The sequence below is a fragment of the Roseovarius mucosus DSM 17069 genome (assembly GCF_000768555.3).
GTDB lineage: Bacteria > Pseudomonadota > Alphaproteobacteria > Rhodobacterales > Rhodobacteraceae > Roseovarius > Roseovarius mucosus.
Window position 1 is genome coordinate 18,962 of sequence record NZ_KN293978.2, and the last position, 16,723, is coordinate 35,684.

At 61.0% G+C, this 16,723-nt stretch carries 13 protein-coding genes; 10 read left to right on the top strand and 3 right to left on the bottom strand.

Annotated elements, in window-relative coordinates; translation table 11 throughout:
• Positions 1-73 precede the first annotated feature (73 nt).
• The 10 genes from ROSMUC_RS07135 (at position 74) to ROSMUC_RS07180 (ending at position 11,406) form a co-directional block, all read left to right on the top strand.
• Positions 74-3,493: an indolepyruvate ferredoxin oxidoreductase family protein gene (locus ROSMUC_RS07135; protein WP_037271125.1), complete on the top strand. Its 3,420-nt coding sequence runs from the start codon at positions 74-76 to the stop codon at positions 3,491-3,493.
• A 78-nt stretch (positions 3,494-3,571) separates the two neighbouring features.
• The gene (locus ROSMUC_RS07140) at positions 3,572-4,435 is read left to right on the top strand and encodes a lysophospholipid acyltransferase family protein (protein ID WP_037271126.1); all 864 of its coding nucleotides are present in this window, start codon (positions 3,572-3,574) and stop codon (positions 4,433-4,435) included.
• 18 nt (positions 4,436-4,453) lie between these two features.
• Positions 4,454-5,266, top strand: coding sequence for a glutamate racemase (locus ROSMUC_RS07145; RefSeq protein ID WP_037271129.1), 813 nt, complete (start codon positions 4,454-4,456; stop codon positions 5,264-5,266).
• Positions 5,267-5,347: 81 nt separating this feature from the next.
• Complete coding sequence (argC, locus tag ROSMUC_RS07150; protein ID WP_037271131.1) at positions 5,348-6,376, top strand: N-acetyl-gamma-glutamyl-phosphate reductase; 1,029 nt, start codon at positions 5,348-5,350, stop codon at positions 6,374-6,376.
• A gap of 14 nt (positions 6,377-6,390) precedes the next feature.
• Positions 6,391-6,837 carry a cytochrome c maturation protein CcmE gene (gene ccmE, locus ROSMUC_RS07155; protein WP_037271133.1) on the top strand — a complete coding sequence of 149 codons (447 nt, stop codon included), beginning with the start codon at positions 6,391-6,393 and terminating at the stop codon, positions 6,835-6,837.
• Between the two features lie 59 nt (positions 6,838-6,896).
• Entirely contained in the window at positions 6,897-7,505 is a 609-nt protein-coding gene (locus ROSMUC_RS07160; RefSeq protein ID WP_037271136.1) for a holin-associated N-acetylmuramidase, read from the top strand.
• Positions 7,499-8,065 (top strand): holin family protein, encoded by a 567-nt coding sequence (locus ROSMUC_RS07165; protein ID WP_037271138.1) that lies wholly within the window; start codon positions 7,499-7,501, stop codon positions 8,063-8,065. Before ROSMUC_RS07160 ends, ROSMUC_RS07165 begins: the two co-directional genes overlap by 7 nt.
• Before the next feature lie 75 nt (positions 8,066-8,140).
• Positions 8,141-10,105, top strand: a complete 1,965-nt coding sequence (locus tag ROSMUC_RS07170) for a heme lyase CcmF/NrfE family subunit (protein ID WP_037271141.1) — start codon at positions 8,141-8,143, stop codon at positions 10,103-10,105.
• Positions 10,102-10,554 carry a cytochrome c-type biogenesis protein gene (locus tag ROSMUC_RS07175; protein ID WP_037271143.1) on the top strand — a complete coding sequence of 151 codons (453 nt, stop codon included), beginning with the start codon at positions 10,102-10,104 and terminating at the stop codon, positions 10,552-10,554. The genes ROSMUC_RS07170 and ROSMUC_RS07175 overlap by 4 nt, the downstream gene beginning before the upstream one ends.
• Positions 10,555-10,626: 72 nt before the next feature.
• The gene (locus ROSMUC_RS07180) at positions 10,627-11,406 is read left to right on the top strand and encodes an enoyl-CoA hydratase-related protein (RefSeq protein ID WP_037271145.1); all 780 of its coding nucleotides are present in this window, start codon (positions 10,627-10,629) and stop codon (positions 11,404-11,406) included.
• Between the two features lie 5 nt (positions 11,407-11,411).
• On the opposite strand, the gene ROSMUC_RS07185 is transcribed toward ROSMUC_RS07180, so the two are convergent.
• The 3 genes from ROSMUC_RS07185 to gltX form a co-directional block, all read right to left on the bottom strand.
• Positions 11,412-13,655 carry a beta strand repeat-containing protein gene (locus tag ROSMUC_RS07185; protein ID WP_037271148.1) on the bottom strand — a complete coding sequence of 748 codons (2,244 nt, stop codon included), beginning with the start codon at positions 13,653-13,655 and terminating at the stop codon, positions 11,412-11,414.
• 224 nt (positions 13,656-13,879) lie between these two features.
• Complete coding sequence (gene gltA, locus ROSMUC_RS07190; protein ID WP_037271150.1) at positions 13,880-15,175, bottom strand: citrate synthase; 1,296 nt, start codon at positions 15,173-15,175, stop codon at positions 13,880-13,882.
• A gap of 76 nt (positions 15,176-15,251) precedes the next feature.
• Positions 15,252-16,664 (bottom strand): glutamate--tRNA ligase, encoded by a 1,413-nt coding sequence (gene gltX, locus ROSMUC_RS07195; protein WP_037271152.1) that lies wholly within the window; start codon positions 16,662-16,664, stop codon positions 15,252-15,254.
• Between the last annotated feature and the right edge of the window lie 59 nt (positions 16,665-16,723).

A 16,723-nucleotide genomic window follows, 5' to 3' on the forward strand; every position in this document is an offset into this window, starting at 1 on the left:
CTTGGTAGGTCATAAATTATGACCTAATATCGCCCTATATTGAGGCATGGCCCTCAACCAAGGGAGGCACGCTATGACCACGCAAAAGGTAACGCTGAACGACCGTTTCGACCTCGAGAAATCCCCTGTCCTGCTCAATGGCACGCAGGCATTGGTGCGGCTGATGCTGATGCAGGCGGCGCGGGATCGGGCGGCGGGGATGAACACTGCCGGGTATGTAACGGGCTATCGCGGTTCACCTCTTGGAGCAGTGGATCAGCAGATGCGGCGCGCGGAAAAGGTGCTGCGCGCGGCGCAGGTACGGTTCGAAGAGGGTTTGAACGAGGATTTGGCGGCAACCGCCCTCTGGGGGTCGCAACAGGCGGAATTGCGCGGCGAGGGCAAATATGACGGTGTTTTCGGTCTCTGGTACGGCAAGGGGCCGGGGGTTGACCGCTCGGGCGATGTGATGCGGCATGCCAATATGGCGGGCACGTCCAAACATGGTGGCGTGCTGATGGCGATGGGCGACGACCACACCGGCGAATCCTCGACCGTGCTGCATCAGAGCGAATGGGCGCTCGTGGATGCCTATATGCCGGTTGTCAGCCCGGCGGGCGTGCAGGAAATTCTCGATTACGGTATTTACGGCTACGCGCTCAGCCGGTTTTCCGGGCTCTGGGTCGGGCTCAAGACGATGAAGGACACGGTTGAGGCGACCTCGGTCGTGGATGGCCGCCCGGACCGCGTGCAGCTAGTAACGCCCGATTTCCCGATGCCCGACGGCGGGTTGAACATTCGCCTGATCGACACGCCGCATGCGCAAGAGGCGCGGATGATCGACTACAAGCGCTTCGCCGCCGAGGCATTTTCCCGCGCCAATGGCATGGACAAGCGGGGCTTGGGCAAGCCGGGCGCCAAGATCGGCTTTGTCGCGGCGGGCAAGAACTGGCTTGATCTGGTGCATGCGCTCGACCTTCTGGGGGTCGATGCCGCAGAGGCGGAGCGGTTGGGCATCACCACCTACAAGGTGGGGCAGGTCTTTCCGCTCGACATGCAGGGGTTTCACGATTGGGCCGAAGGGCTCGAGCTGATCGTGGTGGTCGAGGAAAAGCGCAAGCTCATCGAGGTGCAAATCAAAGAGGCGATTTTTGACGACCGGCGGGGGCGGCGCGTTTATGGCTGGTACAAAGGCGGCGCAGGGGGAATGCACCGAGAGGAGTTGTTCCCGACGCGCGGCGCGCTTGACCCGATCTGGATCGCGGAAAAATTGGGGGCCATCCTGATCGAAGAGGGACGCGGCACCGACCGGATCAAGGCGGGGCTAGACGCGCTGAGCGAGGCGCGTCGCAACGACAACGCCACCGAGATTACCAGCCGTCTGCCCTATTTCTGCTCGGGCTGTCCGCACAACACCTCGACCCGCCTGCCTGAGGGGGCGCGGGCCTATGCCGGGATCGGCTGTCACTACATGGTGCAGTGGATGGACCGCGAGACGACCGGCTTTACCCATATGGGCGGCGAAGGGGCAAACTGGATCGGCGAAGCGCCGTTCAGCACGCGCAAGCATGTGTTCCAGAACCTTGGCGACGGCACCTATAACCATTCGGGCGTGCAGGCCATTCGCGCGGCCTTGGCCTCGGGCACGACGATCACCTATAAAATTCTCTACAACGATGCCGTCGCGATGACCGGCGGACAGCCCAACGAAGGCGGGTTGAACGCGCCGCGCATTGCCGCCGAATTGCGCGCCATGGGGGTGCAACATCTGGCGGTCGTCTATGACGAGAAAGAGGATGTGGACCTTAAGTCCTTTCCGCAAGGTATTGAATTCTCGGAACGATCTGAATTGATGGCGGTGCAGGAGCGGCTGGCCAAGGTCGACGGGGTGAGTGTGATCCTCTATATTCAGACCTGCGCGGCAGAAAAACGCCGCCGCCGCAAGCGGGGTAAATTCCCCGATCCGGATCGGCGCGTGTTCATCAATACGGACGTCTGCGAGGGCTGCGGCGATTGCGGGGTGCAATCCAATTGCGTCTCTATCGTGCCGGTGGAAACCGAACTGGGCCGCAAACGGGCGATTGATCAATCCAGTTGCAACAAGGATTTCTCTTGTCTCAAAGGCTTTTGCCCGTCCTTTGTCACGCTGGAAGGCACGAAGGTCCGCAAGGACAGCACTGCCGATCTGACTCTGCCAGACATGCCCGCGCCCGCACTTCCGGCGATTGACGGCACTTACAATGTGGTCATCACCGGGGTGGGTGGCACCGGGGTTGTCACCATCGGGGCGGTGATGGCGCAGGCGGCGCAGATTGATGGCAAGGGGGCTGGCATGATGGAGATGGCCGGTCTCGCACAAAAGGGCGGCGCGGTGCATATCCATTGCCGTCTGGCCGAGAATCCCGACGATATCAGCGCCATTCGCGTGGCAACGGGCGAATGTGATGCGCTGATCGGCGGCGATCTGGTGGTCAGTGCCGGGGCCAAGACGCTGGGCCTCACACGTCAGGGGCGTACCGGGGCGGTTGTCAACAGCCACGAGATCATCACAGGCGATTTCACCCGCAACACCGAATTCACCCTTCCCGCAGACCGGCTGCGTCTGGCGCTCGAGGCGCGGTTGCGCGAGGGGGTGCAGATGTTCGATGCCTCTGATCTGGCCAAGACCGTGATGGGCGATTCGATCTATTCCAACATGATGATCTTTGGCGCGGCGTGGCAGCGGGGGCTGATCCCGCTCAGCCATGAGGCGATTGCAGAGGCCATTCGCCTCAACGGGGCGGCGGTGGATGCCAATCTGAGGGCGTTCGAGGTGGGCCGTTGGGCGGCGCTCTATCCGGCTGAGGTCGAGAAACTGTTGACGCCCAAGGTGGTTGCGAAGCCGAAAACTTTGGCCGAGCGCATCGCCTATCGTGAAACGCATCTGACCGCCTACCAAGGCAAGCGGCTGGTCAAGCGTTATGGCCGTATGCTCGACAAGATTACCGACGAAGGCGTCAAGGACGCGGTGGCGCAGGGCTATCACAAGCTCTTGGCCTACAAGGACGAATACGAGGTCGCCCGTCTGCATCTGGAAACGGCAGAAAAGGCGCGGGCCGAGTTTGACGGCGATTTCACACTGAAATTCCATCTCGCGCCGCCGATGCTGTCCAAAATGGGTAGCGATGGGCGACCCAGGAAACGTGAATTCGGCCCCGGTATCCTGCGTGCGTTTGGTCTCTTGGCGCGGCTCAAGGTGCTGCGCGGCACGCCGCTCGATCCTTTTGGCCGCACCGCCGAGCGGAAAATGGAGCGGGCGCTGATCAAGGATTATGAGCGGGACATGACCGAAGTTCTGCCGATGCTCAATGACCGCACCCGCGACGCGATCATCGCACTGGCGCTCTTGCCGCTGTCGATCCGGGGGTTTGGCCCGGTCAAAGAGGCCAACGCCGCCAAAGCTGCGACCCGGCGCTCAGAACTGCTTGCAGTGATCCGGTCGGGTGGGGCGGAAATGGCACAGGCGGCGGAATAGGCGTCACGAAACTGTCACGTGATCTGGTCACATCTGTCGCATAATTTTAACGAGACGCGACTCAGCCGAGGATCGCCCATGCGCACAGATCGCCAGATCGCCCGTGACATTTCCTATTCCTATTCTGCCCAGACCAAGGGCGGGCGGGCGATGATCCGCACGATGGAAAACCTCACGGGGCGGATTTCGCTGATCAAGCGCGCGGCGGGCTATGAGACCGAGGTGTCACGTGGCCGTGATTTTTGGGAAGTGATTGTCGAGCGCTATGGCCTCACGCTGGACGTGGTGGGCGGTAGCCTGTCGAATATCCCGAAAGAGGGTCCTTTGGTTCTGATTGCCAATCACCCGTATGGCATTCTTGACGGGTTGATGATGGGCCATATCCTGAGCCAGACGCGCGGCGATTTCCGCATTCTGGCGCATCAGATTTTCCGCAAGGCCGAGGATCTGAACAAGGTCATTCTGCCGATCAGTTTTGATGAAACCAAGGAAGCCGTCGCACTCAATCTCGCCACGCGCAAGACAGCCCTTGATTATCTGGGGCAGGGCGGTGCGATCGGTATTTTTCCGGGCGGCACGGTCAGCACGGCGGCCAAACCCTTTTCGCGCCCGATGGACCCCGGTTGGCGCGGCTTTACCGCCAAGATGATCGCCAAATCGCAGGCGTCCGTGGTGCCGGTTTATTTCGATGGGCATACCAGCCGCCTCTTTCAGCTGGCCAGCCATCTGCATGTGACGCTGCGCATGGGCCTCTTGATCAAGGAATTCCGCAAGCGCGTGGATACGCCCGTGCGCGTCGTCGTGGGCGACCCCATCCCGCGCAGCACGTTGGCACAATATGCGGGTGATACGAAATCCCTCATGGCGTTCCTGCGCGCCAAGACCTATGAATTGTCCCCAAGCCCGATTGTCGCCTCTGAAATCGGGTTCGAATTCGAGTAACGGCACTGGACGTGGGACATGGCGGTAGGGATTTTCGACAGCGGGCTGGGTGGTCTGACGGTGTGGGATGCGGTGAGCAAACGCTTGCCGGACGTTCCTTTTGTCTATCTCGGCGATAACGCCCACGCGCCCTACGGCGTGCGCGATGCCGATGACATTTATGACTTGACCACCACGTCGGTGGATCGCCTCTTTGCGGCGGGCTGTGATCTCGTGATCCTCGCTTGCAACACCGCGTCGGCAGCGGCGCTGCGGCGCATGCAGGAATCCTGGGTGCCGCGTGACAAGCGCGTATTGGGCGTTTTCGTGCCGTTGATCGAGGCTCTGACAGAGCGGCAATGGGGCGACAACTCTCCGCCCCGCGAGGTGGCGGTCAAGAATGTGGCGCTCTTTGCCACGCCGGCGACCGTGCGCAGCCGCGCATTTCAGCGCGAATTGGCATTTCGCGCGATTGGCGTCGATGTCGAGGCGCAGGCCTGTGGCGGTGTGGTCGATGCCATCGAGGATGGCGATATGATCCTGGCTGAGGCCTTGGTGCGCAGCCATGTCGATGCGCTCAAGCGCAAGATGCCGCATCCCGAGGCGGCGGTTTTGGGCTGCACCCATTATCCGCTGGTGCAAGAGGTATTTCAGGACGCGCTCGGCCCCGATGTGGCGGTCTATTCACAGCCCAATCTGGTGGCGTCGAGCCTTGCCGATTATCTCGGGCGCCACCCGGACAAGATCGGGTCGGGCACCGAGGCTGCGTTCCTGACCACTGGTGATCCCAAGCGGGTTTCCTCGCGGGCCACGCAGTTCTTGCGACGAGAGATAACGTTTGTGGCGGCTTGACGCGCAGGCCATGGGCATCGCGCCGCATTGCGGCGGTGCCGGAATTCTAATATCCTTAATCCATCTGAAAGTGAGGTCGCGATGACCCATAAAATCGCCATCCTGGGCGCCTCGGGCTATACCGGGGCAGAGCTTGTCCGGCTTATTGCCACCCATCCCGGCATGCAGATCAGCGCGCTTGCGGCCAATTCCAAGGCGGGGCAGAGCATGGGCCAAGTATTTCCGCATTTGCGGCATCTCGATTTGCCCGATCTTGTCACCATCGAAGAGATTGATTTCTCTGGCATTGACCTCTGTTTTTGCGCGCTGCCGCACAAGACCAGCCAAGAGGTGATCGCGGCGCTGCCGCGTGATCTCAAGATCGTGGACCTGTCGGCGGATTTCCGGCTGCGCGATCCAGATGCCTATCGGAAATGGTATGGCAATCCCCATGCTGCGCCCGAGGTGCAGAAAGAGGCGGTCTATGGCCTCACCGAATTTTACCGCGAGGATATTCGGACGGCGCGGCTGGTGGCGGGAACCGGCTGTAATGCGGCCACGGGGCAATATATCCTGCGCCCGCTGATTGCGGCCGGGGTCATTGATCTGGATGAAATCATCCTCGACCTCAAATGCGGCGTGTCCGGGGCGGGGCGCAGTCTCAAGGAGAACCTGCTCCATGCGGAGTTGAGCGAGGGCTATCACGCTTATTCGGTCGGCGGCACGCATCGGCACTTGGGCGAGTTCGATCAGGAGTTTTCCATGCTGGCCGGGCGCCCTGTCGAAATCCAGTTCACCCCGCATCTCATTCCTGCCAATCGCGGGATTTTGGCCACCGGCTATGTCCGGGGCGAGGCGGCGGAAATCCATGCGACGCTGGCGGCGGCCTATGCGGACGAGCCCTTCATCGTGGTTCTGCCGATGGGCGAGACCCCCAGCACGCGCCACATTCGCGGCAGCAATTTCTGTCATATCGGCGTGGTGGCGGACCGGCGTGCCGGCCGCACAATCGTTGTGGCGGCTCTTGATAACCTGACAAAAGGTAGCAGCGGGCAAGCGTTGCAAAACGCCAACCTGATGTTATCTGAGCCTGAGACGACGGGGTTGATGCTGGCCCCCGTGTTTCCGTAAAAGGGACTACACCGATGAAATCGCTCAAGAAAAAGCGCCGCGTTCAGATCATTGCGATTGCCGCCGTGGCCTTGGTCATGGCGACCGGTCTCATTGGCTACGGAATGCGCGACGGGATCAACTTTTTCCGTTCGCCGACGCAGGTCTTGGCCGAGCCGCCCAGCCCCTCGGAGGTCTTCCGTATCGGCGGGTTGGTGGAAGAAGGCAGTCTCAAGCGCGGCGAGAGTGAGACCATCCGGTTCAATGTGACCGATGGTAACGGTGTGGTGGCGGTGACCTACAAGGGTGTTCTGCCTGATCTCTTTGAAGAAAATCAGGGTATGGTCGGCACCGGCAGCTATCGTGACGGGATATTTGTCGCTACCGAAATCCTCGCCAAACATGACGAGACCTATATGCCCAAGGAAGTGGTGGACGCGCTCAAGGCGCAAGGCGTCTACAAGGAACCGGACGGTAGCTAAGGCCACCGTTAACCCATCGGCCTCAGCCTCTTGCCAGCAATTGGCAACAGGTGGGGCTGATGAGAGACATAGCAGAGCTTGCAAGTGAGATTATCGCCCGTGAGGGCGGTTATGTGGATGACCCCGACGACCCCGGCGGGGCCACCAATTTTGGCGTGACGATCCATACGATGCGCCGTTTGGGCATGGATTTGACGCGCGATGGGGTTGTCGATGCGCTGGATGTGCGGGCGCTCACGCGCGGTCAGGCGGTCACGCTGTTTCTCGGCCATTACTACGAGCGTCCCGGTATTGCGCGCCTGCCGGAACGCCTGCAACCGAGTGTGTTCGACATGTATGTCAACGCGGGGACCAACGCGGTCAAGATCTTGCAACGGCTGCTGCGCGAGATGGGGCAGGGAATCGAAGTGGATGGCCTCATTGGCCCGCGGACCGTCGCCGCGGCAGAGGCGGCGGCCAAGGCCGCGCCAGATCACATTGCAGATGCCTACGGAATCGCGCGGCGCAATTATTACCTGAGCCTCGCAGATGCTCGCCCCTCCAGCAGAAAATTCGCACGCAGCCGCGCAGGCGGTAAGGGCGGCTGGATCAAACGTGCGGAAGAGTTCATCTCGCCGCGCTTTCATCTCTCAGAGGCAGAATTCAAAGCGAGGATCAGCGCATGGTGATGGACATTCTACGGGCGCTTTTCGGCAGCGGTGCCAATATGGTGCGCGAAACCGCCGAGGTTTTCCGCGTCAATGCCGAGGCCGCCGATCAGCGCAGTGTCGAGACGCAGCGCGCGGCGCTGGAGCAGATGGCGGGCGAGTTTCGTCTGGAGAATCGGGGGCTGTTCGACCGGATCATCGACGGGTTGAACCGCATTCCGCGCCCGGCGATGGCACTTGGCACGATTGGTCTTTTCGTCGCGGCGATGGTTGATCCCCTATGGTTCGGCGAACGCATGGCGGGACTGGCGCTTGTGCCCGAGCCGCTCTGGTGGCTGTTGGGGGCGATTGTCAGTTTCTATTTCGGCGCGCGCTATCAGGCCAAGGGGCAACAGTTTCAACGCGCGATTGCCAGCACCATTGCCCGCGCCCCGCAGGTGGCACAGAGCATCCAGAGCTTGCGCAGCTTGCGTCCAACCAGCCCCGGAGTGGCCGATAGCAGCAATGATGCGCAGGTCGCGCTGAGCGCGCTAACCCCAACGGACAATCCTGCGTTGGCAGAGTGGCGGCGGCGTGGTTGAGCCCCGCGACAATGTGAACCGCACGCCGTGACGATTGCGATTGGCCGGGGCGTAGTCCTGTCCTATATTCAGGACATGATTACAGAACTCGGTCACTTCGCCCTCATCCTCGCCTTTCTGGTGGCCTGCGTTCAGGCCACTATTCCCCTGATAGGTGCCTATAAACGCTGGCCGGGTTGGATGGCGCTTGCCGAACCGGCGGCCACGATCCAATTTTTATTGACGGCTGTGGCCTTTGCCGCGCTGACATGGGCCTTTGTCACCTCGGATTTCTCGCTGCGTCTGGTGGTGCTCAACAGCCACACGGACAAGCCGATGCTCTACAAGGTCACAGGCGTTTGGGGCAATCACGAAGGCTCGATGCTCTTGTGGGTGCTCATTGTCACGCTCTTTGGTGCGGCGGTGGCGTGGTTCGGCTCCAATCTGCCGCCTTCACTGCGCGCGCGTGTTTTAAGCGTGCAGGCCATGGTAGGGGTGGCGTTCTTTGCCTTTATCCTGCTTACCTCCAACCCGTTTTTGCGCATGGCGGTGCCGCCCTTCAACGGGCAGGACCTGAACCCGCTCTTGCAGGACCCCGGTTTGGCGTTTCATCCGCCATTCCTCTATCTCGGCTATGTCGGTCTTTCGATGACCTTCTCCTTTGCCGTGGCGGCGCTGATAGAAGGGCGCGTGGATGCCGCCTGGGGGCGGTGGGTGCGGCCCTATACGTTGGCGGCGTGGATTTTCCTGACCATCGGTATCGGTCTTGGCTCTTGGTGGGCCTATTACGAATTGGGTTGGGGCGGCTTCTGGTTCTGGGACCCGGTTGAGAACGCAAGCTTCATGCCATGGCTGATTGCCGCCGCCCTCTTGCATTCCGCGATTGTCGTGGAAAAGCGCGAGAGCCTGAAAAGCTGGACTATTCTTTTGGCGATTATCGCCTTCGGCTTTTCCATGGTGGGCGCGTTCATCACCCGCTCCGGTGTGCTGACGAGCGTGCATGCCTTTGCCACGGACCCTGAGCGCGGTGTGTTCCTTCTCGCCATCCTCGCGGTGTTCATGGCGGGCGCGCTCACGCTCTTTGCCGCACGTGCCGGCGTGATGCAGGCCAAGGGCGTGTTCAGCCTTGTCAGCCGCGAATCCGTTCTGGTGCTCAATAATCTCTTGCTGGCGGTGGCTTGTTTCGTGGTCTTTATCGGCACGATCTGGCCGCTCATCGCCGAAATGCTGTTTGATCGCAAGCTTTCGGTGGGCGAGCCGTTTTTCAACGCGGCCTTCACGCCCTTCATGGTGGCGCTTGGCCTTATCCTGCCGGTGGGCGCGATGCTGCCATGGAAGCGCGCCACTTTGGGCCGGATCATCCGGCAATTGGCACCTGTCTTTGCGCTCGCCGTTGCAATTGGCGCTCTGGCTTGGGCGATGCAGACCGGCCGCTCGGCGCTTGGGCCCGTGGGGCTCTTTCTGGCGGCATGGTTGATCGGCGGGGCTGCTGTCGATCTTTGGTCGCGCACCGGGCGTGGCGCCGGGCGGTTTGCCCGCCTGACACGGTTGCCGCGCGCCGATTGGGGCAAGGCGGTGGCACATGGCGGTCTGGGCGTGACCATGGCCGGCATTGCGGCGATGATGGCCTGGCAACAAGAGGATATTCGCATCCTCAAGATCGGTGAGCAGTTCGACATCGCAGGCTACACCCTGCGCCTCGACGAGGTTCACGACGAGCAAGGACCCAATTATTTTGCAACCATGTCGACCTTCACGCTGTCCAAGGACGGGCGCGAGATTTCGATCATGACACCAGAAAAGCGCGAATATCCCGTGGCGCAGATGCCCACGACAGAGGCCGCGCTCGATAATGGCTTCCTGCGTGATATCTATGTTGTGATCGGCGATCCGCAGATCGGCGGAGGCTGGGCGGTGCGCAGCTATTACAAACCGCTGGCGAATTGGATCTGGGGTGGCTCTATCCTGATGGCGCTTGGCGGGGTTCTGTCACTCAGCGATCGGCGTTACCGCGTGGCCGCCGGGGCGCGCAAGGTACCGCACGGGGTGCCTGCGGAATGAAACGTCTGATCCTTGCGCTCTGCGTGATCGCTGCGCCGGTGTTTGCGGTCCAGCCTGATGAAATCCTGGATGATCCTGCGCTTGAGGCGCGGGCGCGGGATATTTCCTCGGGCTTGCGCTGTTTGGTCTGCCGGAATGAGAGCATTGACGATTCCAACGCGGAATTGGCCCGCGATCTGCGGCTTTTGGTGCGTGAGCGTCTGGTGGCAGGGGATACCAACGAAGAGGCGGTCGAATTCATCGTGGCGCGCTATGGTGAATATGTCCTGCTCAAGCCGCGTTCGGGCGGCGCCAATATGCTCTTGTGGTGGGCGGGACCACTCATGTTGGGGGCTGGCCTTTTGATCGGCGCAGTTTATCTGCGCGGCCGGGCACGCACGCCAGAGACCGAAGTTGCCCGGTTGAGCGAGGCCGAGGAAAACCGTCTGCGCGAAATCCTCAAGGACTGACGCGCGGTTTCGCTTGGCGCGGGGGGTGGTCTGGGGTTTGATGCCGAAAACCAGACCGAAAGGCCCGAATCCGTGAAAGACTATCAAACCATCACGCTAGACATCAGCGACGGCGTTGCGCTCCTCAGCCTTAACCGCGCCGACAAGATGAACGCGCTCAACACTCAAATGCGGGCCGAAATCACCGATGCGATGATCCATGTGGGGCGCGTGGCGCGGGTCGTGGTTCTGACGGGTAAGGGCAAGGCGTTCTGCTCGGGGCAGGATCTGAGCGATGGGGGCAATGCCACGACGCTCGATCTCGAACGGGTGCTGCGCGAGGAATATGTGCCGATGTTGCAGGCCATCACCGATTGCCCGGTGCCCACCGTCAGCGCCGTCAATGGGCCTGCGGCGGGGGCAGGGGCCAACCTGGCGCTGTCTGCGGATGTGGTGATTGCGACGGAGAGCGCCTATTTCCTCCAGGCCTTTGCTCGAATTGGCCTCATTCCCGATGCGGGCGGCACCTATGCGCTGCCGCGTCAGATGGGCATGGCCAAGGCGATGGGGGCGGCACTCTTTGCTGAACCGATTTCCGCCCGGCAGGCCAGCGATTGGGGTATGATCTGGGAGGCGGTGGCCGATGATGCGTTCGATGCCCATTGGCGGGCGCGGGCGGCAAAACTGGCTACGGGGCCCACGCAAACCTATGGGGCGATCAAACAGGCGATCCGTGGCACATGGGACAACACGCTTGAGGCGCAATTGGATCTAGAGGCCAAATTGCAGGGCGCTTGCGGACAAAGCCGCGATTTCAAGGAGGGCGTGGTGGCCTTTCTGGAAAAACGCCCCCCGAGTTTCGAGGGGCGCTGACCCTGTTATGCGGCGGCGGCCGGTGCGCGCGCGATAAGCGCGACATCGGCAGCGGTCAGCGTTGTGCCTGCGCCCAGCACTCGGGCCACCGCGATCCCATCCGCCAGAACGGTGACATCCCCGGCTGCGCTGGTCGTGAGGGTGATAACCGGCGGTACCGCATCGGCAGTGGCGGCCGTGTAGACATAAGCGATCTGATCATCGGCCCGGTCGAAATCGGTGATCGTGGCTACATCAGCACCGCTTCCCCATTCACCTAGCCAGAACTGATCTTCGCCCACGCCGCCCGTGGCCGTATCGTCCCCGCCGATGATAAGCACGTCGTTTTCACTGCCACCGAACAGACTGTCGTCGCCGCTTGTCTCTTCTGCAGGGCTACGCGCAATGTCATCGAGCAGGGCACGCGGTGCGGCAGGGTCGAGACCCTGCGCCGCGATGTCTGCGGCACTGCCTGATCCAATCTCGATATCAACCCCAACAATCAGGTCATTGCCCGAACTGCCGAACAGTACATCGCGCAAAGCACCTCCGATCACGACGTCATCTCCGGCCTCGCCCCAAACGCTGTCCGAGCCGGTGCCCCCGTCGAGAACGTCATTGCCGCCGCCCCCGAAAACCTGATCATCGCCGCCACGCGCGCCGACCACGTCATCGCCGTCCAATGCGCTGATTTCATCGCCGATCGAGCGCCCGGTGATCAGATCGTTGGCGCCGCTGCCTGTGATTTCATTGAGCGCGGTCGCACGTTCGACCAGCACAATCTCGGCGACTGTCAGGGTGCTGCCCGCACCCGCGACCTCGGCCACGGCCACGCCATCTGCAAGAATGATCGCGTCTCCGGCCGCGTTGGTGGATAGGGTGATCACAGGGGGCGTTTGCCCAACAGCTAGGGGGCTGTGGTAATAGACGATCTGATCCGCAGCAGGGTCATAATCCGTGATCGTGGCCGTGTTCACACCGCCGATCCATTCCCCAAGCCAGAAGCTGTCATCCCCGGGTCCGCCGGTCGCGGTATCGTCGCCGCCAATCACCAGCACATCGTTGCCGCTGCCGCCCAAGAGGGTGTCATCGCCGCTGAGCTCGTCAGCCGGGGTTCTTGCCAGACCTTCAAGGATCGCTGCAGGTGATGCAGGATCGAGGTTGAGCGCTGCGATGTCTGTGGCGCTGCCGGACCCAAGCGGAATGTCGAGCCCGAGAACAAGGTCATCACCGGCATTGCCCTGGAGGGAATCGCCGCCAGCACCGCCGATGACCACGTCATTGCCAACACCGCCCCAGACGACATCCGCAGCATTTCCACCAGAAACGATATCATTTCCATCCCCGGCAAAAACCACGTCACGCCCGCCCGCAGCTGCGATCACATCGTTGCCCTCTTGGCCGGAAATCTCATCGCCAACGTTCCGTCCGTCGATGAGATCGGCCTCGCTTGTGCCCGTTATGATGTTAAGCCCGGTATCGGATGTGTCATCGCCTGCTCTCTCGACGAGGGTCACTGCCGAAGCGGTCAAAGTCGAGCCTGCACCGGTGACGATCGCAACCACCTCGCCATCGACACTCAGCAAGGCGTTGCCGTCGTCATCCGGTGTCACACTGACTTGGGGCGCTGTTCCTGTGTTCACATAGCTGTATTCCAGAAAATCAGCGGCAGGGTCATAGTCGGTGATTGTGGCCACGCTTCCAGCTTCGATCCAGTCACCGATGATGAAGCTGTCTTCTGCTGCGCCGCCGGTGCCAACATCGCCGCCACCGAGAAAGAGCGCATCCTCTCCGTCGCCGCCAAGCAGGGTATCGGAGCCGTGTCGATCCTCGCCTTCGTCAGGAAACGAGGCATCACCGATCAGACCGCGTTGCAGTAAATCGTCCAATTCGCCGGTGGTCTGGCTGCTCAGGCCGCGGTCGATCCCAACGAGCACATCATCGCCAACGCCGCCTTCAAGAACGTCGTTCCCGGTGCCTCCAATCAGAACATCATCCCCGCCGTCGCCCTCGAGCGTATCAGCGCCACTGCCGCCAAGAATGAGGTCAGTTCCGGTGCCTCCTTGAACGAGGTCATTTCCCCCGGCCGCCGACACGATATCGTCACCACCACGTGCCAATATATCGTCCGCGCCTGACGTTCCATCAACGGAGTCATCACCGGCTGTCCCGGTAATGCTGTCATCATCGTTGTCGTCATCCAATTCGTCGATAACGAATGCCGTCAGACCTACACTGGCCAAAAGACCGAGTAAAAGCAAACCACCCATAATTCAAAGTCCCCCCAGACCAATCAAAAACTCGCATCCGCGCATACATTCTCACACTCAAATACGTTCCAAATATGTTGAAAATCAATCATAAACTCGGTTTCAATCGAGTTTCTGGCAGCATTGGAAACAATGTCAGGTCGCGGATGTGGATTGTTGTTGAAGGCTTTCCAAACAGAAACCCCGGCCTTTTAGCCGGGGTTGGGGGCCGTGTGTTTGAGAGCTTAGCGCTTCTCGATGTCCACGTAATCGCGCAGCGTCGCCCCTTTGTAGAGCTGGCGAGGACGGCCGATCTTGAGCTGCGGATCGGCGATCATTTCCTTCCACTGGGAAATCCAGCCGATGGTGCGGCTGACCGCGAAGATCGGCGTGAACATCGAGGTCGGAAAGCCCATCGCCTCGAGGATAATGCCCGAGTAGAAATCGACATTCGGAAACAGCTTCTTCTCCGCGAAATACGGATCAGCCAGCGCCTGACGCTCCAATTCCTTGGCGACCTGAAGCGTCGGGTTGTTCTCGACGCCCAAGAGTTCCAGAACCTCATCGGCGGATTGCTTCATCACCTTGGCGCGCGGATCGAAATTCTTGTAGACCCGGTGGCCAAAGCCCATCAGACGGAAGGGATCGTCCTTGTCCTTGGCGCGGGCGATATATTCCGGGATACGATCCGGCGTACCGATTTCCTGCAACATCTCGAGACAGGCCTGATTGGCGCCGCCATGTGCCGGACCCCAGAGACAGGCGATGCCCGCCGCGACGCAGGCAAACGGATTGGCACCAGATGACGAGGCCAGACGCACGGTCGAGGTCGAGGCATTCTGCTCGTGATCGGCATGGAGCGTGAAAATACGGTCCATCGCCCGGCTGAGGATCGGGTTGACGACGTAATTCTCGGCAGGCACGGCAAAGCACATGCGCAGGAAGTTCGACGCGTAGTCGAGGTCATTGCGCGGATATTCGAACGGCTGGCCGATGGTGTATTTGAACGCCATCGCCGCAATGGTCGGCATCTTGGCGATAAGGCGGATCGAGGCGACTTCGCGCTGCCACGGATCGGCAATGTCGGTGCTGTCGTGATAGAACGCGCTGAGCGCGCCCACGACGCCCACCATGATCGCCATCGGATGCGCATCCCGGCGGAAGCCACGGAAGAGGAAGTGCATCTGTTCGTGGATCATGGTGTGATTGGTCACGCGGCTCTCGAAATCCTCGAGCTGTGCGGGGCTGGGCAACTCGCCGTAGAGCAGCAGGTAGCACACTTCGAGATAGTGCGATTTCTCGGCCAACTGGTCGATCGGATAGCCGCGATGCAGCAACTCGCCCTTGTCACCGTCGATAAAGGTGATGGTGCTGTCACAGCTTGCCGTTGACGTATAGCCGGGATCGTAGGTGAAGACGCCCGCGTCGGCATAGAGCTTGCGGATGTCGATCACATCCGGGCCCGCCGTGGGCGAGTGCATCGGCAATTCATAGGTCTTGCCGTCGATTTCCAGCTTTGCCACTCTTTTGACTTCCGACATCAGGGGTCCTCCCTCTCAGCGCCCGCTTGCGCCATCTGCGCATCGAGCTGAATAAACGTAGTGCCATGCCAAGGGATCATTCCCCCCCACAGGCCGCATCGGTCAACCGGGCGATGGTTTCGTCCCGCCCTAGGACCAGCATCATGTCGAACACACTGGGTGTCGCACTGCGGCCCGCCAGTGCCGCCCGGAGGGGGCCTGCCAGCTTGCCGAATTTCGTTCCATGGTCTTCGGCGAATTGGGTCGCCAGAGCCTCGATATCCTCACGCGTCCACGTAGCAGTTTGCAAGTGCGGCGTCAATTCTTTCAGTATACCACGGGATACTGTATCGAGATGCCCTGCGGCCTTCTCTTCGATCTGAATTGGCCGCGTCGCAAGGATAAATGCAGCTTTATCAATCAGTTCCGGAAAGGTCTTGGCGCGTTCCTTGAGACAGTACATGCCGCGCGCAAAGAGCGTCAATTTCTCGTCATTCAGCGCCGGCTGTCCGGTTGCCGCCAGAAACCCCTGCAATTCATGCAGCAGCGCAGCATCGTCCGCTGCGGCGATGTGCTGACCGCAGAGATTCTCGAGTTTCTTGAAGTCCAGACGCGCCGGGGATTTGCCGATTCCCTTGAGGTCGAACCAGGCCTGCGCCTGCGCATCGTCGAAGAATTCCGCATCGCCATGGCTCCAGCCGAGGCGCGCCAGATAGTTGCGTATCCCCGCCGCCGGATAGCCCATCTTCTGATATTCCTCGACGCCAAGCGCGCCATGGCGCTTGCTCAACTTCTTGCCATCGGGGCCGTGAATGAGCGGGATATGGGCATAAACCGGCAGGGGCCAGCCCATCGCCTGATAGATCATCATCTGGCGCGCGGCGTTGTTGAGGTGATCGTCGCCCCGGATGACATGGGTCACACCCATGTCGTGATCATCGACAGCCACGGCCAGCATATAGACCGGCGTGCCATCGCCGCGCAGCAGGACCATATCGTCGAGCTGATCGTTGCGGATGGTGACATCGCCCTGCACCTCGTCGCGGATCACGGTCACACCGTCACGGGGGGCCTTGATTCGGATGACATAGGGCACACCCTCGGGGTGTTGATCGGGCGTCGCGTCGCGCCAGGGGCTTTGGAAAAGGGTCGAGCGGCCCTCGGCGCGTGCAGCCTCGCGGAAGGTTTCGATCTCGTCCTGCGTGGCAAAGCATTTATAGGCCATGCCCTCGGCCAGCAATTTGCGTGCCACCTCGGCGTGGCGGTCGGCGCGCTCGAACTGGCTGATCGCCTCGTCATCGTGGTCAAGGCCAAGCCAGGCCAACCCCTCCAGAATCGCTTGGGTCGCTTCTGGGGTCGAGCGCGCCCGGTCGGTATCCTCGATCCGCAGCAGGAACTTGCCGCCGCGACCACGGGCATAAAGCCAGTTGAACAGCGCTGTACGCGCCCCCCCGATGTGCAAATAGCCGGTGGGCGAAGGGGCAAAGCGGGTCACGACCTGTTGCGACATGGGGAGAATTAACCTTTCGGTAACGATGATGCGGCTAGCGTTGGCGACTGTCTATCGGC

Bases quoted from the DNA above. Each gene is read 5' to 3' on its own strand.
- ROSMUC_RS07135 (WP_037271125.1), top strand. From the start codon at position 74: ATGACCACGCAAAAGGTAACGCTGAACGACCGTTTCGACCTCGAGAAA.
- ROSMUC_RS07140 (WP_037271126.1), top strand. From the start codon at position 3,572: ATGCGCACAGATCGCCAGATCGCCCGTGACATTTCCTATTCCTATTCT.
- ROSMUC_RS07145 (WP_037271129.1), top strand. From the start codon at position 4,454: ATGGCGGTAGGGATTTTCGACAGCGGGCTGGGTGGTCTGACGGTGTGG.
- argC (WP_037271131.1), top strand. From the start codon at position 5,348: ATGACCCATAAAATCGCCATCCTGGGCGCCTCGGGCTATACCGGGGCA.
- ccmE (WP_037271133.1), top strand. From the start codon at position 6,391: ATGAAATCGCTCAAGAAAAAGCGCCGCGTTCAGATCATTGCGATTGCC.
- ROSMUC_RS07160 (WP_037271136.1), top strand. From the start codon at position 6,897: ATGAGAGACATAGCAGAGCTTGCAAGTGAGATTATCGCCCGTGAGGGC.
- ROSMUC_RS07165 (WP_037271138.1), top strand. From the start codon at position 7,499: ATGGTGATGGACATTCTACGGGCGCTTTTCGGCAGCGGTGCCAATATG.
- ROSMUC_RS07170 (WP_037271141.1), top strand. From the start codon at position 8,141: ATGATTACAGAACTCGGTCACTTCGCCCTCATCCTCGCCTTTCTGGTG.
- ROSMUC_RS07175 (WP_037271143.1), top strand. From the start codon at position 10,102: ATGAAACGTCTGATCCTTGCGCTCTGCGTGATCGCTGCGCCGGTGTTT.
- ROSMUC_RS07185 (WP_037271148.1), bottom strand. From the start codon at position 13,655: ATGGGTGGTTTGCTTTTACTCGGTCTTTTGGCCAGTGTAGGTCTGACG.
- gltA (WP_037271150.1), bottom strand. From the start codon at position 15,175: ATGTCGGAAGTCAAAAGAGTGGCAAAGCTGGAAATCGACGGCAAGACC.
- gltX (WP_037271152.1), bottom strand. From the start codon at position 16,664: ATGTCGCAACAGGTCGTGACCCGCTTTGCCCCTTCGCCCACCGGCTAT.